A 23,155-nucleotide genomic window follows, 5' to 3' on the forward strand; every position below is an offset into this window, starting at 1 on the left:
GCGGATTTCCGAAAAGATCATGCTCAAACAATAACCTAAAGCACGATGATGAGTCATCGCGCTTTTGCCGCGCGACCAGTCTTTCGTCCTGACCTTCGACCATCGGAACCACTAGCGGCCGGGCGCATTTGCTGTCATGTCCACCTATCGCCTGAAGAATCTGCTGTCGCCACGTTCGGTCGCGCTCGTCGGGGCGAGCGCCCGCCCGGTGTCGGTGGGGCGCGCCGTTCTCGAGAACATCCGGAAGGCCGAATTCAAGGGGCAGTTCGGCCTCGTCAATCTGCGCCATGCCGAAATCGCTGGCATTGCAGCGGTGAAGAATCTGGACAAGCTCCCTTTCGTCCCCGAGCTCGTCGTCATCACCGCGCCGGCGCGCGAGATTCCTGGCATTATCGACCAGGCAGGACGTCGCGGCTCGGCCGGCGCGCTGATCGTTTCGGCCGGGCTCGGTCATGGGCCGGGATCGCTGCAAGAGGAAGCCATCGCCGCGGCTCATAAATACGGCATGCGGCTGGTCGGGCCGAACTGCCTCGGCATCATGATGCCCGCCGTGAGCCTCAATGCCAGCTTCGCCGCGCACATGCCCGGCGCTGGAAATCTCGCGCTGATCTCGCAATCGGGCGCCATCGCGGCGGGCATGGTCGATTGGGCCGCGCAGCGCGGCGTCGGCTTTTCCGGCATCGTCACGATCGGCGATCAGATCGACGTCGACATTGCCGACCTGCTCGATCATTTCGCGATGGATCACAAGACCCGCGCGATCCTGCTCTATATCGAGGCCATCAAGGACGCGCGCAAATTCATGTCCGCGGCGCGCGCCGCCGCGCGCGTGAAGCCGGTGGTCGTGGTAAAGTCCGGCCGCATGGCGCAGGGGGCGAAAGCGGCCGCGACGCATACGGGCGCGCTCGCCGGCGCCGACGCCGTCTATGACGCGGCGTTCCGCCGCGCGGGCGTGCTGCGGGTCTCCGATCTGCGCGAGCTGTTCGATTGCGCCGAGACGCTCGGCCGCGTCGAATCGCCGGCCGGAAAACGCCTTGCCATCCTGACTAATGGCGGCGGCATCGGCGTCCTCGCCGTCGACCGCCTGGTCGAGCTCGGTGGCATTCCCGCAAGCATCTCGGCTGAGGCACGCGCGAAGCTCGATGCGGTGCTGCCGGCGACCTGGTCCGGCGCAAATCCCGTCGACATCGTCGGCGATGCGGATGCAGCGCGCTATGCGGCGGCGCTGGAGGTGCTGCTTGCCGATTGCGACAATGATGCCGTCCTCGTCCTCAATGTGCAGACGGCGATCGCCTCGGCCGCCGACATCGCTGCGACGGTGACGGAGCTGGTCGGCAAATACCGTAAGCAGCAGGGCCGATGGGCCAAGCCCGTGCTGGCCGCCTGGGTCGGCGCCGACCAGAGCATCATCCAAGCGCTCTCCGGCGCCGGTGTTCCGAACTACCCGACCGAGGATGATGCCGTGCGCGGCTTCATGCATCTGGTGAGGCATCGTGAAGTGGTGGAGGAGCTGAGCGAGGTTCCGCCGGCGATGCCCGACACCTTCGTGCCTGACGCCCGCGCCGCCAGGCAGATCGTCACCGCCGCGATCGCCGACGGCCGCAAATGGCTCGAGCCCGTGGAGATCAAGCACCTGCTCGAAGCCTATGATATCGCGATGGTGCCGACCTATGCCGCCGATGACGTCGAGCAGGCGGTGGCACATGCGAAGGTCATGTTCGCGAAAGGCGCGACCGTCGTGCTGAAGATCATGTCGCGCGACATCACCCACAAGTCGGATGTCGGCGGCGTCGTGCTCAATCTCACCACGCCGGAGGCGGTGCGCGCGGCTGCTACCGACATTCTCGCTCGGGCGCGGAAGCTGCGCCCCGAAGCCCGCATCGAGGGCGTCATCGTGCAGGCCATGGTGGTCAAGGCGAAGGCGCGTGAGCTGATCCTCGGCCTTGCCGACGATCCCACCTTCGGCTCCGTCGTCGTTTTCGGCCGAGGCGGGACGGCGGTGGAGATCATCAACGACAAGGCGCTGGCGCTGCCGCCGCTCGACCTGCAACTGGCCCGTCACCTGATTGAGCGTACGCGCGTGTCGCGCCTGCTGAAGGCCTACCGGGACGTGCCCGCGGTGAAGCAGGATGCCGTCGCCATGGTGCTGGTCAAGCTGGCCCAGATGGCGGCCGATATTCCCGAGATTCGAGAGTTCGACATCAACCCGTTGATTGCGGATGAGACCGGCGTGACCGCGGTCGATGCCCGTGTCGCGGTGGGGCCGCCGCTGCGGAAGTTCGCCGGCTCCGGCCCGGCCAATTTCGCCGTTCGCGCCTATCCGTCGCAATGGGAGCGCCGCCTCGCGCTCAAGGACGACTGGCGCATCTTCGTGCGGCCGCTGCGTCCCGAGGACGAGCCGACCATCCACGAATTCCTGCGCCACGTCACGCAGCACGACCTCCGCCTGCGCTTCTTCGCGCCGATGAAGGAGTTCACCCACGAATTCATCGCGCGCCTGACCCAGCTCGACTATGCGCGCGCCATGGCCTTCATCGCGTTCGACGGGGCCACCAACGAGATGGTCGGCGTGGTCAGGCTCCATTCGGACTCGGTCTATGAGAGCGGCGAATATGCGATCCTGCTGCGCTCCGACCTCAAGGGCAGGGGGCTCGGATGGACCTTGATGCAGCTGATCATCGACTACGCGAAGTCGGAAGGGCTGAAGACCATCTCGGGCGACGTGCTCCAGGAGAACACCGTGATGCTCGATATGTGCCGGCAGCTCGGCTTCGAAGTGAAGCCGGATCCGGCCGAGCCGGAGATTTGCGACGTTCGGCTGAAGCTTCGCTAGGAGCGTGCCTCGGCCGACGTTGCGGTGGTGGACTCGTTGGCACTTTTCCGCAGGCTCTTGACGATGATCGTGATCAGCGGCACCAGCACTGGAACAATTGTGCTGAGCGGATGGTGAACCGCGCCTGAGAGCTGGGCCTGAAGCGCGCGCGCCTCGAGCTGAAGGGCTTCGATGGATGCGCCGTGAATTTCATTGGCGAGCTCGATGTCGCGGCCGGACGGAGGACGACCGGCGATGACGAGGAGAACCCCCGCGATGAGGAAATTGACGGCGCCCAGAATGGCCGCCGCCACGATGGCGCTCCAGATCTGGACCAGTGCGAAATAGGCCGACAGCTCCAGCACCAGCAGCCCGAAGGCCGCGATCAGGGCCGCAAAGGCGCGGAGGCCAAGGCCCGTCAGCAGCTGGCGCAGCCTGAAATCCGCGATGATCCTGTCGGTACGCCACAGCACGCGCAGATGCTTCACCACATTTTCCGTATTCACGAGTGTCTCCTCAGAATGAAGCCGACGACCACGCCGAGCGCGAAAGCCGAGGCAAGCGATGTGATCGGGCGATCGGCAATCAGGCCCTCAAGCTGCTCCTGCTCCTCGCTGACGGTCTCGCCGAGCTCGGCAAGCGCGGCCTTGATCTGATCGGCGAGAGCTTGCGCCCGCTCTTTTGAGCTGTCGAACATCTCCTCGCCGGCGGTGCTTAGGAGCCGCGTGACGTCCACCTTCAGCGCGCGAAGTTCGTCGCTCATCCTGTCGCTGTCGAACATGGATCTCGGTCTCCATCGAATGAAGGGACCCTAAGGGCCGCCAGCAGGCCGTGCTTGATTTGCGTCAAGCCGCAGGGCGAGCGGATGGTCTTGAGACAGGTCAAACCGGCCGTCACATCCTGGCCTAGACATGCCGGTGGAATGGGGACCGGTTGTCCCGATGAGGTGAAGCGTGAGCACCGAACCGCTGTTGCTGGCAACGCCCTCCGGCGATGTGCTGAACCTGCGCCCGGAAGGGCCGTGGACCGCGGCCAATGTGGCAACGCTCGAAACGTTGTCCGGGTCGGTCGGCGTGGATGTCGATCGATCGCCGGCCGTGACGCTCGACATGTCGGGCGTCAGCGCGCTCGACACGCTCGGCGCCTGGGTCCTGGAGAAGCTGTCACGCCGGGCGGTGTCATCCGGCGGGTCGGCGGAATTCGTCGGCGTCGCCGATCATTTCAGCGGCCTGATGGACGAGGTACGCCAGGTCAACCGTCATACGCCGCCGCCTGCGCCCGCGCCAAACCCGGTTCTGCTCAGGCTGGGCGATCTCGGTAAATCCACGGTCGGTGCGCGCGAAGACATTGCGGTCTTCCTGCAAATGCTCGGCGCCTTGTTCATGGCCGTCGTCGGCGTGCCGCGACGGCCGCAATCGCTGCGGCTGACCTCGCTGGTCTATCAGCTCTACCGGATCGGCTGGCAGGCCATCCCCATCATCGCGCTGATCACTTTCCTGATCGGGGCCATTATCGCCCAGCAGGGCTTCTTTCATTTTCGCAGGTTCGGTGCGGAGTCCTACACCGTCGACATGGTCGGCATCCTAGTGCTGCGCGAGCTCGGCGTCCTGATCGTTGCCATCATGGTCGCCGGCCGCTCCGGAAGCGCCTACACCGCCGAGCTTGGCTCGATGAAGATGCGCGAGGAGATCGATGCGTTGTCGACCATGGCCCTTGACCCGGTCCACGTCCTGATCCTGCCGCGCGTTGCCGCCCTCGTCATTGCGCTGCCGATCCTCGCGTTCATCGGATCGATCGCGGCACTCTATGGCGGCGGGCTGGTCGCGCAGTTCTATGGCGACATGGGGCCGGCGATCTACATCGCGCGGCTGCATGAGGCGATCTCCGTCAGTCATTTCGAGGTGGGGATCCTCAAGGCGCCGTTCATGGCGCTGGTGATCGGGATCGTGGCGTGCAGCGAGGGCCTGCGCGTGAAGGGCAGCGCCGAATCGCTCGGACGGCAGACCACGACGTCGGTGGTGAAGTCGATCTTCCTCGTGATCGTGCTCGACGGCCTGTTCGCGATCTTCTTCGCCTCGATCGGGATGTGACCATGGCGGCGGCGCAAGAGCAGTTCGCGATCCGCGTCCGCGACCTCGTAGTCGGATTCGGCCGCCAGACCGTGCTCGATCATCTCTCGCTCGACGTCCGCCGCGGCGAGATCCTCGGGCTGGTCGGCGCGTCCGGCGGCGGCAAGTCGGTGCTGATGCGGACCATCATCGGCCTGATTCCTCGCCAGGCCGGCACCATCGAAGTCATGGGGCAGCCGATCGGCGGCCGCACGGAAGGCGCGGCCACGACGTGGGGCATTCTGTTTCAGCAGGGAGCGCTGTTCTCCTCGCTGACGGTCCGGCAGAACGTCCAGTTTCCACTGCGCGAAAATCTGGTGCTGTCGCAGGAGCTGATGGACGAGATCACGATCGCCAAGCTCGAGATGGTCGGCCTGCGGCCGCAGGACGCCGACAAATATCCGTCGGAGCTTTCCGGCGGCATGACCAAGCGCGTGGCGCTGGCGCGCGCGCTCGCGCTCGATCCGCCGATCCTGTTCCTGGACGAGCCGACCTCCGGTCTCGATCCCATCGCCGCGGGCGATTTCGACGCGCTGATCGGGACCTTGCAAAAGACCCTGGGGCTCAGCGTGTTCATGGTCACCCATGATCTCGCGAGCCTCACCACCGTCTGCGACCGCGTCGCCGCGCTTGCCGACGGCAGGATCGTCGCGATCGGCCCGATGCGCGAGCTGCTGCAATCCGAGCATCCCTGGGTGCGCGCCTATTTCCACGGCAAGCGCTCGCAGATGCTGCAACACGAGATGAGATGAGACATGGAAACCCGCGCTCCCTTCGTGCTGATCGGCAGCTTCGTGCTGGCCGCGATCCTTGCGGTGTTCGGCTTCGTCTACTGGCTCAACAACACCGGCGGCATCGGCCCGCGCACGAATTACCGCGTGCAATTCCGGGGACCTGTACCAGGCCTGCTGGTGGGCGCCGGCGTGCTGTTCAACGGCATCCGCGTGGGTGAGGTGACCGAGCTTGGGCTCGCGCCGGACAATCCGCGCTTCGTCAATGCGACGATCTCCGTGGCCGCGCCGACGCCGGTGCGCACCGACACCAAGCTCGGGCTCGATTTCCAGGGGCTGACCGGCGTGCCGGTGGTGACGTTGGAGGGTGGCGTGCTCGTCGCCAAATCCGGCGAACCCGTGACCTTGATTGCGGAGTCCGGCGCGGGTCAGAGCATGACGCAGGCCGCGCGCGATGCACTGCGGCGGGTGGACACCGTGCTCGAGGACAATTCCGGTCCGCTGAAGGACACCATCGCCAACCTCAGGACGTTCTCGGACGGGCTCGCGCGCAACACCGGCAAGATCGATCGCATCCTGGCGGGGCTCGAGAAAATGACGGGGGGCGGAACGCCTGCGCAAAAGATCACCTATGATTTGCGCGCGCCGCAGAATCTCGGGTCGTCTGGCAAGACGCTCTCGGCGTCACTGGCCATTCCCGAGCCGACCGCAGTCGCGATGCTCCAGACCCAGCGCATGCTGTTCGCACCCAGCGGGGACAATCCGGGCTTTGCGGAATTCCTCTGGGCCGACAGCATTCCAAAGCTGGTGCAGGCGCGGCTCATCGACAGTTTTGAGAACTACGACATCGCGCATGCGCCGCTGCGCACGACCGATCTCGGGCAGGCGGAGTACCAGCTCCTGATCGACATCAGGCGCTTCCGGATCGCCACCGAACGCGAGACGCGGGTCGAGATCGGACTGTCGGCGCGGATCGTCGACAAGAACGGCAAGGTGGTCGCATCGCGGCTCATTGAGGCCAGCGAGAAGCTCGACAAGGTCGAGCCGGCCGCAGCCGTCGCAGCGTTTGACGCAGCCTTTGCCCGCATCGTCAAGGAGCTGATCGGCTGGACGGTGCAGGCAGTCTAGCGGCCTGTGAGCTCCACGTCAGAGCAAGGCCGCCATGCCTGCCCAAATTGATCTTCGTCAATCGGCTCTGGCGCGATGCAGTAAAATGCAGCCCGCGCGGTGAGCCGGCCTGACGCGGGGCCAGCCGGCGCATGGAGCGGTGGATGAGAGCTTCCGTGGTGACGATCGAGCCGAACGTGTCGATCGGCGCGGCTTTTGACCCCCCGACCGGCGCCCAACATTGACCCCGAATTGGAGCAGTGAGCCAGGGTCAATGTTGGAAGCCGAAAGGGGTCAATATTCGGAGCCGCGACACACCGATTATCGAACAAGTGCAGGTTCATCCGCTGCGGCAGCTCCCCGATTGCGCCAAGCGCCGGCGCGAACGCCGCCGCGAGGCCCGTGAACGGGCGAGGGCGAATGCCTCCTGAGGGACGGTCGAGCCAAAGAAAAAGCCGCCAGCGGAGTTGGCGGCTTGATAGTCCCGGACCTTCGATTGCCTCCCCAGCCCCAAGCGTACCGCCGTTACCTTGTTTGCGGCCATGCCAGCCCGGTCTAGCGAGCGCTGTTCGATTCGGCCATCGATCGGCCGAGTTGTGCACGTGCTCTTACAGCGCCGGCAAGGCCTGAAACGAGGTGCACGGGAGGCGCACCCGCGCGGTATGGCCGACCGCTACCGCTCCACCGGCCCGAACCACGCCCAGCACCCCGCTTTTGAACGGAGGGCCCGTTTCTGCCGACGAGAGCACGTGCCGTTTCAGGCCAGCTCGGAAGCGGTCGATCAGGACACAGGGCGTCCGAAGGCCGGTCAACTCGATGATCGCCGTGGGCCCGAGCTCGATCAGCGTCCCGAGCGGCATCAGTTCGAGCTCCAGTCCAGCCGTGGTGATGTTCTCGCCGAGGTCTCCCGCTGCGACCGCGAAGCCGGCTTCTCGGAGGTCCGCAAATCGCTCCGATGCGATCAGGTGAACCTGCCGCAGATTGGGAAGCCGGGGCCGGCGACGGGCGAGGTATCGGTGCCTGACAAACGGACCGGCGTGGGCGTCACCTTCGACACCATGGCCTTCCACCAGAACGATCTGATCCCGTGGCGGCTTGCTGAAGTGGTGCCCGCGATCGGCAGCCACCGAAATCACCCTTCCCTCAAGCGAAAGGTCGAGCGCGTGCGACATCAGGCAGCGCGGGCGAGCGAGCGCCGCTTCTGGCGGAGGTAGCGCGTGATCTCGGGAAGCGTCATCGCATTCAGGATACGGTCGGCGGGGACGCCGCCCTTGCGGGCCATCTCGACGCCCCAGTGCATGTGGTCGAGCTCTGGAATCGAGTGCGCGTCCGGATTGATGCTCATCATGCAGCCGAATTCGAGGGCCGCCTGGTGCCAACGCCACTCCAGGTCGAGCCGCCATGGATGTGCGTTGATCTCAACGACGACGTTGTGCTTCACACAGGCCCGAAGCACCTTCTCGACGTCGATCTCATAGCCCGGCCGCCGCTGGAGCTGCCGCCCAGTCATGTGGCCGATGATGGTCGTGTGAGGATCGGAAATGGCCCGCAGCAGGCGCTGCGTCTGCGCCTTGCGATCCAGCTTGAAACGGCTGTGGACGCTGGCGACCACGAAGTCGAAGCGTTCAAGCACCTCGTCGTCATAGTCGAGCGACCCGTCCGCCAGAATGTCGGACTCGATGCCTTTCAGGATCCGGAAGTCCTTGCCGAAACGCTTGTTCAGGCGCTCGGCTTCCCGGTGCTGCTGCACGATCTCCTCGAGGGAGAGGCCGCCGGCGTAGTGGACGGACTTGGAATGGTCCGCCACTCCGAAATACTCGAAGCCGCGCTGACGGGTCGCCTTCGCCATGGTCTCCAGGGTCTCTGTCCCATCGGAAGCATCGGTGTGGCAGTGCAGGATTCCGCGCAGGTCCTTGTCGGTCACAAGCTTCGGCAACTTGCCCTTCAAGGCCAGCTCGACCTCGCCGCGGCCCTCCCTGAGCTCGGGATCGATGAAGGGCAGCCCGAGAGCCTGGTAGATGTCAGCCTCCTCGCCGGCGATCAGTGTGCGGCCCTTGTGCAGGCCGTGAGCGTCCAACCGCATGTCCTTCTCGGCGGCCAGCGTCCGGAGCTGCTCGATGTGAGCGGCGGAGCCGGTGGCGAAGAGAAGGGCGGCGCCGAAATGTTTGCGGTCGGACACCCGGACTTGCAGTCCTTCGGACGATGGCATTGCCGTCTTGTCTGATTTGGCAGCCTCCGCAACGATTGCGAGGTTGCCGACCAGTTCGCAGCCTCGACGGAAATCGCCGGCGATCGTGACGCGCTTGAGTTCGGGGCGAGCCTTGCGGATCGAGTCCTTCGCGTGCGCGAGCAGGGCGGCGGCCCGGTGAAGGTGAAGGCGGCTTTCTCCGCTTTTGGCGATCGCCAGGTTCTGCAGGATGTTGGTCTGGAGCGCAGCACCGAGTCCTTTCGCCTTCTTGATGCGGTCGTCCTTCGCCGCGGCTTCCAATTCCGCGAGCGAGGCGATGCCGAGATCCTTGTAGAGGCGCAGCACTTTCTCGGGCCGCAAACCCGGTACTGCCAGCAGCTCAAGCACGCCAGGGGGTATTTCCTTCCGAAGCTTTTCCAGGCTCGGATGAGTGCCCGTCTTGTGCAGCTTGGTGATGATGTCGGCTATCGCGTCGCCGACGCCCGAGATCTCCGTAAGACGGTCTTCGGCGATAAGCACGTCCAGAGGGAGGGCAAGAGCCGCCAGGCCGTCGGCAGCCCGCGAGTAGGCTTTTGCCCGGTAAGGATTACCGCCTCGCAACGCTGTGCGCTGCGCGTACTCTCGCAGGAGACTTGCCACACCGCGAGCGTCGAGCGCTGGCATTCAGCGAACCTCCCGGTCCGCGCTTTGCGTCGCCATTGGAGCAAGGCCACCGCCGGGGCGGTCACCTGGCCGACGATCGAGGGAGCTCTCGAGCTTCTGGGCTGCGCGAAAGTCCTCAAGGTGATGGATATTGGGAGCGTAGGCAGCCTCCCTCTTGAGGAGATTGTAAATCCGGCCCACCACCAGCTGCAGATGCTTCATGCTGCCCCGCGGCATGGATCTCGCTTTGCAGAGAGCTCGCACCGCGTAGGCTCGGAAGTAATCGAATGCGTCTGACATGATGTCAGTAAACGCCGGCTCTCGTCGGGAGTTCGATGGGCTCCAAGAAAGACGGTATTGCCCTTCGGCCCCCGTTGCAGCCTGGGCGCAAGCGCGAAAGATTGTGAACCAGCGGGCCGTTGGAACTCCTCGCCGCCTACGAAGTTGCGAGACTCGTTGACCAAGGTAGGTAGACCGCCCGCCGCCCGGACCCAACCCGGCGGCGGGTTTTTTGTGAGTTGCGTAGCGGGCAAAGCGTACAAAGGCGCCCCGGACCTCAGAGCCAGAGGTCCCTACAATGCCGGGGTTCATCGGACCCCAATTGGCGACCCTGAAGTTGAAGGCGCCTTCGGGCTCTCGGTGGATTCACTACACGCGCAACGGCTACAATTGGGTCAGCAAGTTTTCGAGGATCGCTGCCGCCTTCGATCTCGAGGGCCAGGCCATCTTCGACGGCGAAGTCGTCGTCATGCATAAGGGCCGCACCAATTTCTCCGAACTGCAGGCAGGCCTCGGCAGAGGCGACCAGGACCGCCTGATCTACTTCTGCTGTGGCTCGACGGCAAGGATTTGCGCAAGGAGCCGCAGCTCGAGCGGAAGAGGCTGCTCAAGGAGCTGATTTAGGATCACAGGCTCGAGGAGCCCGTCTTCTTCAGTGAACATCACAAGGGTGACGGGCAGGCGCTATTCGTCGCCGCCGGCAAGTTGAACTATGAGGGAATTATCTCCAAGCGCATGGATGCGCCGTACCGATCGGAGCGGGTCGAAGCTTGGCAGAAGATCAAGTCGTTCAAAAGGGCAAGTTTCCCGTGGTCGGCTTCATCAAGGATCCGTGCCGCGCTCTATCTGGGCAAGAAGGAAGGCAAGGATCTCGTCTACATGGGGAAGGTCGGCACAGGATGGAGCCGAACCACCTCCGCTCAGATCCGCAAGGCACTCGATACCGTCATCAGCCCGAAGCAGAAGCTGACCAAGACCATCGGAAAGCCGAAGGCCACGTGGGTCGAACCCAAGTTTTATGCCGACATCGAGTACCGTGACGTCACCTCCGAAGGTCTTCTCCGGGCGAGCTCGTTCAAGGGACTGAGTAAAGGAACGCGCCGTTGATTGCCGCGTCTTCCTGCGAGTACGTGGAGTACCGGCCATGGATCCCGGAACAGCGAGTTGCGAAGGCCTTGGAAGACGCTCAGGACATCCTGGCCCGGTACGTCGAGCCTGGCCCAGAGATTGCGACAAACCATAAACCAGCTGCTGGATGTGCTCGACAACGAGGCCGTCGTACAGTCGCTAAAGGATTCAAAGATGGAAAAACCAAAGTAGGAAAAGATACGAATTGTCACTCTACTGGTGACGGTGTCTTCGCCTTCATCACTCCCACGTTCGCCCTTGCGGGTGGACGAGGCTCGGCCTGGTCGCCGGCCCGGAGTCCGAGGCCCTTGACCAGTCCGAAGATCGCCGGGATGACGATCAGCGTCAGCAAGGTCGACGAGATCATGCCGCCGATCATGGGCACCGCGATGCGCTGCATGATCTCTGACCCTGTCCCCGTGCTCCACATGATAGGCAGCAGTCCCGCCATAATGGCGACCACCGTCATCATCTTCGGACGGACGCGCTCCACCGCGCCCTCCATGATCGCCTCGCGGAGGTCGGCCCGGGTCAGCGCCCGTCCTTCGGCGGCGCGGCGCGTCCCGATCTCGGCAAGTGCCTGGTTGAGGTAGATCAGCATTACGACGCCGGTCTCGGCGGCGACGCCGGCCAGTGCGATGAAGCCGACGGCCACGGCGACGGACAGATTGAAGCTGAGCCACCACATCAGCCAGAGTCCGCCGACCAGCGCGAACGGCAGCGACAGCATGACGATAAGCGTCTCGGTGATCGACCTGAAATTGAGGTACAGCAAGAGGAAGATGATCAGCAGCGTCGCCGGCACGACGATCTTCAATCGCGCCATGGCCCGCTCCAAATATTCGTACTGACCGCTCCAGACTACGTAGTAGCCGGGCGGAAACTGGATGCTCGCCTGCACGGCTCGGTGCGCGTCGGCCACGTATCCGCCGAGGTCGCGGTCGCGGATGTCGACGTAGACGTAGGTGGCAAGTTGTCCGTTTTCGGTGCGGATCGTGTTCGGCCCGCGCGCCGCTTGGACTGACGCCACCTCCGCGAGCGGTACGGCTCCGCCCGCCGGCATCGGAACGAGGATGTCGTTTGCGATCTTCTTTGGATTGTCTCTGAGATCGCGTGGGTAGCGCACGTTGACCGTGAACCGTTGCCGGCCCTCGACCGTCGTCGTGACGGTCTGGCCTCCGAGCGCCGTCGCGATCGTGTCCTGAACGTCCTGCACCATGATGCCGTAGCGCGCGAGCGCCGATCGGTCCGGTGTGATTTCGAGGTAGTAGCCGCCCAGGCCGCGCTCCGCGTAGGCCGACGATGTACCCGGGACCGCCTTCAGCACCTGCTCGACCTGCTTGGCCAGCCTGTCGATCTCGACGAGGTCGGTGCCGATCACCTTGACGCCGACGGGCGTCCGGATGCCGGTCGAGAGCATGTCGATGCGCGCCTTGATCGGCATCGTCCAGGCATTGGAGACGCCCGGGAATTGCAGTGCCTTGTCCATCTCGGCGATCAGCCCGTCGATGGTGAGGCCTGACCGCCACTGCTCCTTAGGCTTGAGATTGACGACCGTCTCGAACATCTCGGTCGGCGCCGGGTCGGTCGACGTGGAGGCGCGTCCGGCCTTGCCGTAGACGGAGGCGACCTCCGGGAACGACTTGATGATCCGGTCCTGCATCTGCATCAATTCGCCGGCCTTGGTGATCGAGATGCCGGGCAGCGTCGTCGGCATGTAGAGCAGCGTGCCCTCGTTCAGGTTCGGCATGAATTCGGTGCCGAGCTGGCGCGCCGGCCAGATCGTCACCGCGAGCACGGCGAGCGCGAGCAGGAAAACAAGTGTCTTCGCACGCAACACGCTCTTGATGACGGGCCGGTAGATCCAGATCAGGAAGCGGTTGATCGGATTCCGGTGCTCCGGGACGATCCGTCCACGGACGAAGATCACCATCAGCGCCGGCACCAGCGTGACCGAAAGCAGCGCAGCGGCCGCCATCGAGAACGTCTTGGTGAAGGCGAGCGGGCTGAAAAGGCGCCCCTCCTGCGATTCCAGCGTGAAGATCGGCATGAACGAAACCGTGATGATCAGCAGGCTGAAGAACAGCGCCGGGCCGACTTCCGAAGCCGCCTCGATCAGAATGGCGATCCGCGATTTGCCAGAATCGGCCCGTTCGAGATGCTTGTGAGCGTTCTCGATCATGACGATGGCGGCATCCACCATAGCACCGATCGCGATGGCGATGCCGCCGAGGCTCATGATGTTGGAGCCGATCCCCAGCAGCTTCATGGCGCCGAATGCCATCAGGACGCCGACCGGCAGCATCAGGATGGCGACGAGCGCGCTTCGGACGTGCAGCAGGAAGACGACGCAAACCAGCGCCACGACCAGGCTTTCCTCGACCAGCGTGTGCTTGAGCGTGTCGATGGCGGCATAGATCAGATTCGAGCGATCGTAGACCGGTACGATCTCCACCGACTTCGGGAGGCTGGTCGCGATCTCCTTGAACCGCTTTTTGACGTTCTCGATGACGTCCAGTGCATTCATGCCGAACCGCTGCAGGGCGATGCCGCTGGCGACTTCGCCTTCGCCGTTCAGTTCGGTGATGCCGCGGCGTTCGTCCGGACCGAGCTCGACCCGAGCGACGTCGCGCAGCAGAACCGGCGTTCCGCCGTCGTTCTTGAGTACGATGTTGCCGAGATCGTTGATGCTTTTCAGGTAGCCCTTCCCGCGGACGACGTACTCGAACTCGGATAGTTCGACCGTCCGCCCTCCGACGTCGGCATTGCTGGCGCGGATCGCGTCTCGGATCCTCGCCATGGTGAGGCCGAGATCACGCATCCGCTGCGGATCGAGGATCACATTGTACTGCTTGACGAAGCCGCCCACGCTCGCGACTTCCGCGATGCCCTCCGCCTTCGCCAGCGCGAATTTGAGGTTCCAGTCCTGGATCGTCCGCGTGTCGGCGAGGTTCAGCTCCTTCGAGACCACCGCGTACTGGTAGACCCAGCCCACCCCGGTCGCGTCCGGACCGATGGTCGGTGTCACTCCCACCGGCAATCGCGACGTGGCTCCGTTGAGGAATTCAAGCACCCTCGACCGCGCCCAGTAGATATCCGTGCCGTCCTCGAAAATCACGTAGACGAACGAGACCCCGAAAAACGAGAAGCCGCGCACCACCTTGGATTTCGGCACGGTGAGCATCGCAGTCGCGAGCGGATAGGTGACCTGATCCTCGATCACCTGCGGCGCCTGTCCGGGATACTCCGTGTAGACGATGACCTGCGTGTCCGAGAGGTCCGGAATAGCGTCGAGCGGCAGATGGACCAGCGCGTAGATTCCCGCAGCCACGGCGAAGCCGGTGCCGAACAACACCAGCAGCAGGTTGCGGGCCGACCAGGCGATGAGGCGGGCGATCACGGGCGTGTCCCCGCGCTGCCCGCCGCCGGCTTGGCCGGGTTCTCGCCGCCTGCCTCGGCGAACCCGTTCAGCGCGGCCTTCAGGTTGCTCTCAGCGTCGATCAGGAAATTGGCCGAGGTGACGACGGAATCGCCCTCAGAGACGCCTTGGGTAATTTCGACGAAGCCGCCGCCGTGACGGCCGAGCTTTACTTCCCGCGGCTCGAAGCGGCCTTCGCCCTTGTCGACCAGAACCGCCTGCCGGGTCCCGCTGTCGAGCACGGCGCTCTCCGGCACTGCCAGCACCGGTCCTGGCGTGCCGGTCTCGATCTCCGCGTCGACGTACATCTCGGGCCGCAGCAGTTCGTCGGGATTCGGCACCTCGACGCGGATGCGCGCGGTGCGCGTGGCGGCGTTGAGATGCGGATAGACCAACGCGACCTCGCCGCCGAAACTCTGCCCCGTGAGCGCGCGCGGCCTGATGGTCACCTTGGTGCCAACGGCGACTTGCACCAAATCGCGCTCGGCGACATCGATGAGAACCCATACCAGGCGGTGATCGGCGATCCTGAAGAGCACGTCGCCTGGCCCCGCGCGCATGCCGGGCACGACGTTGCGTTCGAGGATCTCGCCCTCCTGGGGGGCGAGCCAGGGAATCGAGAGCGAAATTTCCTTGGTGCGCTCAAGCTCCTTGATGGACGGCTCCGGAGTCGCCAGATTCTCCAGCCTGCGTCGCGCGCCCTTGAGCGCCTGGCCGGTCGCGCCGGCGTTGACGGCGGAGAGATATTCCGCGGCCGCGCTCGAAAGTGCCGAACTGTACACGTTGAGGAGCGGCTGCCCCTTGTGGACATGATCGCCGGTCGTGACGTTGGCGACACTCTCGACGAATCCCTCGAAGCGCAGCGCGACCACGGAAACGCGGCGCTCGTCCTCTTTGACGGTCCCCGGCGCCCGGATCACAGACGTGACGGGCCGCCGCGTAACGGGCTCGGATTTGGCGCCCGTGCGCTGGATCTTCCCCGGCGAGAGCTTGACGGAGCCGGCGTCGGATTCCTCGCCTTCGTAGACGGGGATGTAGTCCATCCCCATCGAGTCCTTCTTCGGCATCGGCGAGGTGTCCGGCAGCCCCATCGGATTGCGATAGTATTTGATCTTGCGCTCGGCCTTCGCGTCGGCGGCTTTAGTGTCGGCCGGCTCGTCCTCGGGGGCGTCGAAGCTGATGTCCGCGCTCGACGGGACCGCGCGCCAGGCGCGTCCGTCCGACGTCTTCTTCGGCGCGAGCGAGTAGAATGGCTTCCCGTCCGGATCCTGATAGTAGATCGGCGCGCCGCTTTCGGCGGCGGCGGCGGCGACCGTCACGACGGATGCGGCGAACGGTTTTGCCCGCGGGATAGCGCCCGCGAGCAAGGCGGCGCCGGCCGCTGCGCAAATCGCAGTGGCCGCGCCTAAGGCGATGGTCCGGCTCATTTCTGCGCCGTGACGACGAGCTTGTTTTCGACCGTGCCCGTCTCGCCCTGAACCTTGGCGCCGAGCGACAACTGCCAACGTCCGGCCATGCTGAAGGTGGCCTTGAAACGGTAGGTCCCGGGCTCGGTGCCCGGCATCGGCGTTACCCTGGTGACCATCTCCTGCATGCCGTCCGGCGCCATGTCGAGCCGGCTCGCGAAGATGACGGCGTCCGGCACCGCCTTGCCCGTCTTCTTGTTCAGCAGTCGGACGGTCACGATTTTGTCCGGGCCGGCCTGGACGGTCGGCTCGACGAGCTGGAATTCGTAGTCCTTGATGTCGGCAAGCGCGAGCTTCGGCGCCCCCACGATGGTTAGGCCGAAAAGTGCGGCGGCGACCGCGCGCGCAGCAGTGGTAGTCTTCATGATGTCATTTCCTCGAAACGTCTGATGGACCGCCGAAGCGGCATGTCTCGACGCGCGGCTTCAAGGTCGCGCGTCGAGGTTCCGGCGCCGCGGCGCCGGTCAGACGATGGTTCGAGGTGGATGATCCGGAGGATGCTCGCCGAGCCCGTCGATCAGTAGATCGTCAGGCAGGGCGAATGCGCTGCGCGAAAAGCTGCGGTCCACAAGCGCGCCGGCGCTGTCGGGGACCGGCATGGTGATCGTCAGCATGCAGAGTGCGATGAACGGACAGGTTCCGCAGTCCTTGGCCTTCTGGTCCTGCTGGTCGGGACAGCACGGCATGTCGTCCGCCGTCGCCTGCATCCCGTCAGCCGCTGCCGCGGTTTGCAGCGCAGCCATAGCAGGCACCGACAGGGGCGCAGCGAGCAGCCCCGCCGCCACGGTCAGCGCAATCAGCCAGTTGAAGACCTTCCTCGGACCCATGCCGTCCTTTTCTCACGCCGCGGCAAGGAGTGCAAAGTGCCGAGCCATCACGATTGCGCCAGACGCTGGTTGGACCCGCGACCTTGCCGACCCCGGCACCGTAGACTCGCACGACCTAAACGCGGCTGGAGAACCGTGTAAAGGCGGTCAGCCGCTGCACGGTTGGCTCGACGTCCCGCATGTAGATCTCGGTCCGCAGGAACGCGATCTCGTCGTCGAGCGCGGTCTCGTCGACGTCCTTGAACCAGGACTTCGGCCTGCCGTCGCTACCGTCATTCGAGCGATAGCCCCTGCGTTTCAGCGAGTCCTTGAGCTCGAACGCGGTCTGCTCCGCCCACACTCGCATTGTCGGCTTGCGGGCGGTCTCCAGCAGAAGCGCCAGTGCGGAGGAGCCCATCGTCGGCAATTCGAGAGCGAGAACCTCCAGCAGAGCGTGGCAGTCGTCGACCGCCCGATGCGCCTGGTGGAAGAAGCCAGCCCCATTCAATAGATAGCCGAGCTGCGAGCCCGCGAAGCCGAGTTTGCGCCAGTCGATCTCGCTCATGCTGCAGCCCCAGGCCTTGTGTTCGAACACGGGGCAGTAGCGTTCGGCGACTTTTCTGTCGAAGCCGCTGTTGTGCGCGATCGTGATGACTGCGCTTTCGACGAAGGCCGTGACGGCGGCATCGTCGAATTTGTGCCCGGCGACGATTTCGTTGGTGATGCCGGTGAGCGCCGTCACTTCCGCGGAGATCGGCGCACTCGGTTCGTTGAAGGCCGAGAACGTGTCTCTGACGCCGACGATCCGCCCGTCCGGCGTGTAGTCGAACTTGACCATCCCGATCTCGATAATCTCGTCTTTCGTGGCGTCGAGGCCGGTCGTCTCGGTGTCGAGCAGAATGCCCGTCCGGACCGCCTGCCCGGCGGCCGGCGTGTAGGGAGACCGGGGGATCAGGCGTCGAAGGACCCTGTAATCGGTCGACTGAGCCAACGCGCCGGCCATTGCGGCCAGGTCCGCCGGGTCCAGAGTTTGCCCGACTTTGAGGGGCTGGGTCAGCGCGTCCATGGGTCCACAATACCGGCCAAAAGCTCCACGAGGTACCTGGAAAACAAGCGATTCACGACGTTTTCGGACGTGCCCGGGGGCGCTGCGGGCAGATGGCCAATTTTCCTGTTGGCGGGCCCGGAGCATGTCGGAACCGGCAGGCTCCGTTCGTCTTGAATCCAGCACCGTCCCTCCGGAGTACCGCGTTCATGCCCCCCGCGCCAACTGGAAAGGCTTCCTGCGTCTGTCACTGGTGACCTGCCCAGTCGCCCTCTATCCGGCGACGTCCGGGTCCGAGAAGATCTCGTTCAACCAGCTGAACCGCGCGACCGGCCACCGCATCAAGTACGTGAAGGTCGACGCGGACACGGGCGACGAGGTGCCGAACGAGGATATCGTCAAGGGCTACCAGCTCGAGAAGGATCAGTTCATTGAGATCACCAAGGAGGAGCTCGAAGAGATCGCGCTCGAGGTCGACGCGCAGTATCGAGATCGACGAATTCGTCGACCGCAGCGACATCGATCCGCGCTACCTGATCCGTCCCTATTATCTGCGCCCGGACGGGAAAGTCGGGCACGACGCGTTCGCGGTGATCCGCGACACCCATCCGCGAGATGGACAAGGTCGAGATCGGTCGCGTGGTGCTGACCAACCGCGAGCACATCATCGCGATGAAGCCACTGGGCAAGGGCTTGATGGGGACGTTGCTGCGGTACCCCTACGAAGTACGGGACCCGAAGGAGTATTTCGACGAGATTCAAGACGTCAAAGTCACCAAGGACATGCTCGATCTCGCCCGTCACATCGTCGACCAGAAGTCCGGCTCTTTCGAACCCGATAAGTTCGAGGACCAGTATGAGACGGCGCTGATCGACTTGATCAATCAAAAGCGGGCTGGCAAGCCGATCACGCCGAAGAAGCGCCCAGCATCGACCAACGTCGTCGATCTGATGGAGGCGCTGCGCCGATCCGTCGGCAAGGAGGCCGCGCCGGCGAAGGCCGCAAAGCCCGCCAAGAAGCCGCGAAAGGCGGCGGCCGGCGAGAAGGAAATGCTGAAGTCGATCAAGGCGAAGGCGGCGAGGGAAGGCACGGCGAAAAGGCCGTCCAAGCCGCAGCGGAAGTCTGCGTGAATTGGCCGTAGTGGCCGGCCCCGAATTCCTACGGTCACACCGCGGCCTGATCGTTTACATCCCCGATTATATTTCAACCCATGAACGTCGAGTACGACCCCGAGCGCGAGGCGTTTGGGGCGATGAAGCTCGCCGCGGAAGCCGATGGAGCCGAACGGCAGAAATGGATCAACGCCGCGTTGGCGTGGATCGAACTCACTCGTCTGCGGCCGCCGTTCCGCTGCAAGTCGAGAGAGGAGACGGCCTAGCCAGTCTCGGAGAGGCACTCCGGACAGGAGTCCCTGATCGAATCCAAAACATCGCGGACCTCGGCGACAGCCTCTTCCGGAGAGAAGCCGCTCGGCGAATCCTGACGTGCCAAGTCGAAGGCCCGCTCGCGAGCGTGCGGGTCGGCCGACGCTCCGAAGGATGGGCGTCTCTATCAGGCCCGGGCTGACTGCGTTAACGCGAATGCGCCGGCCAAGGAGTTCGGCCGACAATGTGCGTGCCAACGAGCGAACGAAGCCGAAAGGATGGCGCGCCCGGGAACACCGACCTGATTCAACCAGGCTGTGTTCAGGATGATCGAACCGCCCTCGCGCATGAACGGTTCGACCGCCTGAATTGAGAAGAACGCGGACCTGACATTCGTATCCAAGAGGCTGTCATATTGCGCCTCGCTGGTGGCCGCCAAGGGCGTGACATAGGCTACACCGATACACAGCTCTAGCTTCAGGCCGTTCACACCACCCGTACCGTTTCTGCTGATGAGGCCCGGGTCATTGGCGACTGAAAGTTCTTCCTGGAAAGCGAGGACTGGCTCGACCGTTGGGCGCGTCGCTTTGGTCTGGAGCATTGCGAGTTGCGCGCCTTGCGTCTGATCGACGACCGTCTCCTTGTCGGGCCAGCGGGTCGCTGCCAGGCGCCGGCGAAGATCGTCGAGTTGATCCTGCGGGACCTGAACCTTGAAGGGACGAATGCCTGGAAGTTCAGTCTTCGAACGGCCATGCATGCGCGGTTCCGGCCTGCATGCCCATCGGGCTAGTGGCTCGGACGAATGCCGCGTGCGAAGCGCCCGATCGCCGCATACGGCGCGCCAAGCCAGGGTCTTACCCAATCGCCGAAATTCTATCCCTCGGCCAGGTTCGAATTAAGCGCAAGCGCGCGGTCAACCAAGCCGGCACTAGCCGAGATTCCCAACTAAAAACCCGAATGCATTCCCGCGGGCGGACAGCGCAATCGGGTCATCCTTCCCCAACTCGACAGTCCGCCATGTGAGCTCTTCATTTCGGCGATTGCATGAACATCCGAAAATGTGACCTGCCGTCAGATATTCAGCCAGCAGCAGACGCCCCAGATGGGGCATCCCGGCGCGCATCGCCCTCTAGTGCAGCAAATCGCTGGTTGCCACACGGTTGATAGTGGCGAGGCGCTGCTCGGCGCTTGCACTGAAATCTATGTCAGCCACCAGATCGAGTAGACGCTGATAGGCATGGTCGGCGACCGCGACCGGTAATGGCTCTTCGTCGAACGTATCAACATAGTTGTCGACGACGGTACTAAGCAGCCGACACAGACCCTGTTGGTCAGGCTCGTCCTTGCAGGCTTCGTAGAGCCTTTGCTGAAATTCGCGGAAGGTGTGCAACCCGTGGTGCTGTTGCGAAAGCCACGTATGCAATGTGTTCATGATAGCCTCTTCAAATAGGGGGAAGAAGCTACCAATTTATACAGCCCGGGAAGAGCATCCACAAATGCGGTTTTCGCAAATCCGTAATGCATATGCAGTGCGGCTCCGTGATCCGGAACAAGGCGGCTCCAGTGTCATGCCAGCTTCAGTGCGCTGGGCAAGCGGCGCGCTGCAGCCCCGGCGTCCTGCCTCCTCTCCAGCCTCCCGGCGACGCTTTAGGGGCGCTAACAACGTCAGGGCGGACCCAAATTCCCGCGGCCCCCACCAGCTGCCCATGATAATGTTCCATGGGCAGGGCGAAAAAGCCAACAGCTCGAAGATCGATCGTGCGCTACCGCTTGATGGAGCGCGACGTCACCGATCGCCTCGCGCTCGGTCTCCTCCACGACATCGTCTCAGAACTAGAGGCGAGACCGCAAGCACCTAAGTAGCCGGATGCAAGGCTCGGAGCCGATGTGAGGGCTCCACAAGCTCGAGCCGCTTGCCTGGTTGGCCAGCGACGTAAAAACTCCGCTTCGTCCTGCCGCTTTCATTTGCGGGAATACATAGGCTAAAGACGAAACCGGCTGCTTCGTGACAATGGTGGTGTTGGGAACCTGCATGTTCTCCAGCACTCCAAGCAAAGCAGACCCCAAGGCCTCGCCAGGACCCTGCATCCTCGACGGCCTCTCTGGTGCGCGGCAACGAGGGATCAGTTCGGCCAAGCTGAGCCAAGGATGATCGAGCAGAAGTTCTGACGGACATAGTTCATGTCCTTCAGCGAAAGAACGTCGGCCTTCACATTTCCGAACGTCGTCAGCGGCTTCTTGATAATGCCGTTAGCGAAGTGCTCGATGATGTTCTCCTTGAAGTTCTTCTCGCGCGGATGATGGACGCAGACATGGTCGCGCTGTTCATGCGTGAAGTCGTGATAGGCGATGCCGAGCACGTCCATCTCCACACCGGCGGTCACCAGCGCGATGGTCGGGCGCATATGCTCCGGGATCCCCGGCGTGGTGTGGAGCGCGATGGCAGTCCAGACGTCCTCGATGTCACGCTCGGGCACGCCGTAGCTTTTCATAAATTTGCGGGCCGCATTGGCGCCGTCGACCTCGAATCGCAGATCGGGGCTCGAATATTTCTCGGTGAGGCCCATGTCGTGGAACATGGCGCCGAGGTAGAGCAGCTCCGGGTCGTATTTCAGACCGCGGCGCTCGCCCGTGAGCGCGCCCCACAGGAAGACACGGCGACTATGGTTGTAGAGCAGGTCGTCTTCGGTATCGCGCACGAGCTGCGTGGCTGCGCGCGCGATGGCGCTGTCAGGCACGCGAATGCCGGCGATGATTTCGGACATGGAGCAATCCCCTCGGTTGGATAAACGGGCTGGTTGCGTGTCGGGATTAGGCAACAGAGCTCTGCTCCGGGCAACAAGCGGGATGCTACGGATCAGGACAACCGCACGTCGTTTCCTGACAAAGGGCCGCTCGGAGCTTCAGGGCAGTAGGAGCCCGCAGTTTCGTCCTCGTATAGCTCGCGAACTATTCCGGTTCTGCTCGCCGGAAGCTGGCTCGATATTGGACGGGGGTCACGCCGAGACGGGTGCTAAAGACAATTCTCATCCGATCCGCAGATCCGAAGCCGCAGTCGAAGGCAATGGCCTTCAGCGGTCGGTCGCTTGCTTCCAGCAGCATGCGCGCGGCATCAATACGGGCGCGCTCGATGAATTCGTGCGGTGTGGTTCCGGTCACCTGCCCGAAATGCCGCGCCAGATTCCGGGGGCTCATGCCGACGACCGCGGCCAGCGACTCCAGCGTGTGGCGATCCCCAATGTTCGCCATAACATGGTCCTGGATGCGTGCGATGGGCGATTCCGGATCGGCAGGTGCGGTGAGATAGGGACTGAACTGCGACTGCCCGCCTTGGCGCTGGGCAACGACAACCAGCCGCTTGGCGACCTTGAGCGCCGTTTCCGCGCCGTGCCGCTGCCCGACGAGCGCCAAGCCCAAATCTATTCCCGCAGTCACACCAGCCGCGGTGATCAACCGTCCATCGCGGACATAGATCAGATCCGGTTCGACTTTTGCCTTCGGAAACCTGGCCGCCAGCGCCTGTGCATCCTGCCAATGGGTCGTGACTCGCCGATCGTCGAGGAGGCCGGCATAGCCGAGCACAAAAGCCCCTGTGCAGATTGATCCATAGACGCTGGAGCGCCACGGCAGCTCCTTGACCCACTGAAGCAGGCACGGTTCGGGCTCCGCTTCCGGTGGCGTCGGAGTGCCGGCCACCAGAACGATGTCGAAGCCGCCCGCGGCCTCTTCGAAGGTCAGGTCGGCGACCATGCGTATGCCGTTCGACGCGCGCAGCGGATTGCGGTGAGCAGCAACCAAAACGGTTTCGTAGCGATCCGCGCTGCCGAGAAACGCGTTCGCCTCACTGAACACATCCATCGGCCCAGCCACGTCTAGCGCCTGGACCCCCTCACAGACGACGATTGCGACAGCTTGTACCGGCACCTCTCTGCCTCTCCAGTCTAGCGCCCCATTATGCAACTAGTTCCGGAGACTGCAAAAAGCTCGGCGCGACCCGTGAAGCAACAACGTCTACCGGTTGGCTCGCTGGCGCGGCCGCCAACCAGTAGCCCCTGCAGCT

At 63.8% G+C, this 23,155-nt stretch carries 18 protein-coding genes and 3 pseudogenes; 7 read left to right on the forward strand and 14 right to left on the reverse strand.

The genetic code is table 11. The annotated features are described in order from the left end of the window. The first annotated feature begins 136 nt into the window (after window positions 1–136). Window positions 137–2,833 carry a bifunctional acetate--CoA ligase family protein/GNAT family N-acetyltransferase gene (locus ACVWY3_RS02500; RefSeq protein WP_456837039.1) on the forward strand — a complete coding sequence of 899 codons (2,697 nt, stop codon included), beginning with the start codon at window positions 137–139 and terminating at the stop codon, window positions 2,831–2,833. Here ACVWY3_RS02500 and ACVWY3_RS02505 read toward each other — a convergent pair. Both ACVWY3_RS02505 and ACVWY3_RS02510 read right to left on the reverse strand, forming a co-directional pair. Continuing rightward, the gene (locus tag ACVWY3_RS02505) at window positions 2,830–3,318 is read right to left on the reverse strand and encodes a phage holin family protein (protein WP_456837040.1); all 489 of its coding nucleotides are present in this window, start codon (window positions 3,316–3,318) and stop codon (window positions 2,830–2,832) included. The two genes, ACVWY3_RS02500 and ACVWY3_RS02505, sit on opposite strands and share 4 nt — an antisense overlap. Then, window positions 3,315–3,593, reverse strand: coding sequence for a hypothetical protein (locus tag ACVWY3_RS02510; protein ID WP_456837041.1), 279 nt, complete (start codon window positions 3,591–3,593; stop codon window positions 3,315–3,317). The genes ACVWY3_RS02505 and ACVWY3_RS02510 overlap by 4 nt, the downstream gene beginning before the upstream one ends. Before the next feature lie 172 nt (window positions 3,594–3,765). Between ACVWY3_RS02510 and ACVWY3_RS02515 the strand changes: the two genes are divergently transcribed. From ACVWY3_RS02515 to ACVWY3_RS02525, 3 genes are read left to right on the forward strand one after another with little or no spacing between them, the layout of a single operon-like run. Further along, entirely contained in the window at window positions 3,766–4,902 is a 1,137-nt protein-coding gene (locus tag ACVWY3_RS02515) for an ABC transporter permease (protein WP_456837042.1), read from the forward strand. A 2-nt stretch (window positions 4,903–4,904) separates the two neighbouring features. Beyond that, window positions 4,905–5,672, forward strand: a complete 768-nt coding sequence (locus ACVWY3_RS02520) for an ABC transporter ATP-binding protein (protein ID WP_456837043.1) — start codon at window positions 4,905–4,907, stop codon at window positions 5,670–5,672. Between the two features lie 3 nt (window positions 5,673–5,675). Further along, window positions 5,676–6,779 (forward strand): ABC-type transport auxiliary lipoprotein family protein, encoded by a 1,104-nt coding sequence (locus tag ACVWY3_RS02525; RefSeq protein ID WP_456837044.1) that lies wholly within the window; start codon window positions 5,676–5,678, stop codon window positions 6,777–6,779. Window positions 6,780–7,366: 587 nt separating this feature from the next. Here the strand turns inward: ACVWY3_RS02525 and ACVWY3_RS02530 are convergent. Beyond that, the gene (locus ACVWY3_RS02530; protein ID WP_456837045.1) at window positions 7,367–7,930 is read right to left on the reverse strand and encodes an MOSC domain-containing protein; all 564 of its coding nucleotides are present in this window, start codon (window positions 7,928–7,930) and stop codon (window positions 7,367–7,369) included. Next, window positions 7,930–9,609, reverse strand: coding sequence for a PHP domain-containing protein (locus ACVWY3_RS02535; RefSeq protein ID WP_456837046.1), 1,680 nt, complete (start codon window positions 9,607–9,609; stop codon window positions 7,930–7,932). The genes ACVWY3_RS02530 and ACVWY3_RS02535 overlap by 1 nt, the downstream gene beginning before the upstream one ends. A 993-nt stretch (window positions 9,610–10,602) precedes the next feature. Between ACVWY3_RS02535 and ACVWY3_RS02540 the strand changes: the two genes are divergently transcribed. Beyond that, window positions 10,603–10,974, forward strand: coding sequence for an ATP dependent DNA ligase (locus tag ACVWY3_RS02540; RefSeq protein WP_456837047.1), 372 nt, complete (start codon window positions 10,603–10,605; stop codon window positions 10,972–10,974). Window positions 10,975–11,203: 229 nt separating this feature from the next. Here ACVWY3_RS02540 and ACVWY3_RS02545 read toward each other — a convergent pair whose 3' ends face one another. From ACVWY3_RS02545 to ACVWY3_RS02565, 5 genes are all read right to left on the reverse strand, one after another. Next, the gene (locus ACVWY3_RS02545) at window positions 11,204–14,395 is read right to left on the reverse strand and encodes an efflux RND transporter permease subunit (protein WP_456837048.1); all 3,192 of its coding nucleotides are present in this window, start codon (window positions 14,393–14,395) and stop codon (window positions 11,204–11,206) included. After that, window positions 14,392–15,840, reverse strand: a complete 1,449-nt coding sequence (locus ACVWY3_RS02550) for an efflux RND transporter periplasmic adaptor subunit (protein ID WP_456837049.1) — start codon at window positions 15,838–15,840, stop codon at window positions 14,392–14,394. The genes ACVWY3_RS02545 and ACVWY3_RS02550 overlap by 4 nt, the downstream gene beginning before the upstream one ends. Then, complete coding sequence (locus ACVWY3_RS02555; RefSeq protein ID WP_456837050.1) at window positions 15,837–16,244, reverse strand: FixH family protein; 408 nt, start codon at window positions 16,242–16,244, stop codon at window positions 15,837–15,839. Before ACVWY3_RS02555 ends, ACVWY3_RS02550 begins: the two co-directional genes overlap by 4 nt. A 99-nt stretch (window positions 16,245–16,343) precedes the next feature. Further along, the gene (locus ACVWY3_RS02560; RefSeq protein WP_456837051.1) at window positions 16,344–16,706 is read right to left on the reverse strand and encodes a hypothetical protein; all 363 of its coding nucleotides are present in this window, start codon (window positions 16,704–16,706) and stop codon (window positions 16,344–16,346) included. A 115-nt stretch (window positions 16,707–16,821) separates the two neighbouring features. Continuing rightward, complete coding sequence (locus ACVWY3_RS02565; RefSeq protein WP_456837052.1) at window positions 16,822–17,751, reverse strand: 3'-5' exonuclease; 930 nt, start codon at window positions 17,749–17,751, stop codon at window positions 16,822–16,824. Window positions 17,752–17,968: 217 nt separating this feature from the next. Between ACVWY3_RS02565 and ku the strand changes: the two are divergent. Further along, a pseudogene (ku, locus tag ACVWY3_RS02570) lies at window positions 17,969–18,861 on the forward strand (non-homologous end joining protein Ku). 80 nt (window positions 18,862–18,941) lie between these two features. Beyond that, window positions 18,942–19,109 (forward strand): hypothetical protein, encoded by a 168-nt coding sequence (locus ACVWY3_RS02575; RefSeq protein ID WP_456837053.1) that lies wholly within the window; start codon window positions 18,942–18,944, stop codon window positions 19,107–19,109. Between the two features lie 201 nt (window positions 19,110–19,310). Here ACVWY3_RS02575 and ACVWY3_RS02580 read toward each other — a convergent pair. The 5 genes and pseudogenes from ACVWY3_RS02580 to ACVWY3_RS02600 all read right to left on the reverse strand — a co-directional run. Then, window positions 19,311–19,696: pseudogene (locus tag ACVWY3_RS02580) on the reverse strand (SDR family oxidoreductase); the annotation flags it as partial. Then, window positions 19,679–19,822, reverse strand: a pseudogene (locus tag ACVWY3_RS02585) (epoxide hydrolase N-terminal domain-containing protein); the annotation flags it as partial. The pseudogenes ACVWY3_RS02580 and ACVWY3_RS02585, both read right to left, overlap by 18 nt. Window positions 19,823–20,224: 402 nt before the next feature. Next, a complete protein-coding gene (locus tag ACVWY3_RS02590) occupies window positions 20,225–20,527 on the reverse strand; it encodes a hypothetical protein (RefSeq protein ID WP_456837054.1) in 303 nt (100 codons plus the stop codon). Between the two features lie 691 nt (window positions 20,528–21,218). Continuing rightward, window positions 21,219–21,860 carry an HD domain-containing protein gene (locus ACVWY3_RS02595; protein ID WP_456837055.1) on the reverse strand — a complete coding sequence of 214 codons (642 nt, stop codon included), beginning with the start codon at window positions 21,858–21,860 and terminating at the stop codon, window positions 21,219–21,221. Window positions 21,861–22,044: 184 nt separating this feature from the next. Then, window positions 22,045–23,019, reverse strand: a complete 975-nt coding sequence (locus ACVWY3_RS02600) for a GlxA family transcriptional regulator (protein WP_456837056.1) — start codon at window positions 23,017–23,019, stop codon at window positions 22,045–22,047. Window positions 23,020–23,155 lie beyond the last annotated feature (136 nt).

Source organism: Bradyrhizobium sp. USDA 4486, assembly GCF_054057995.1.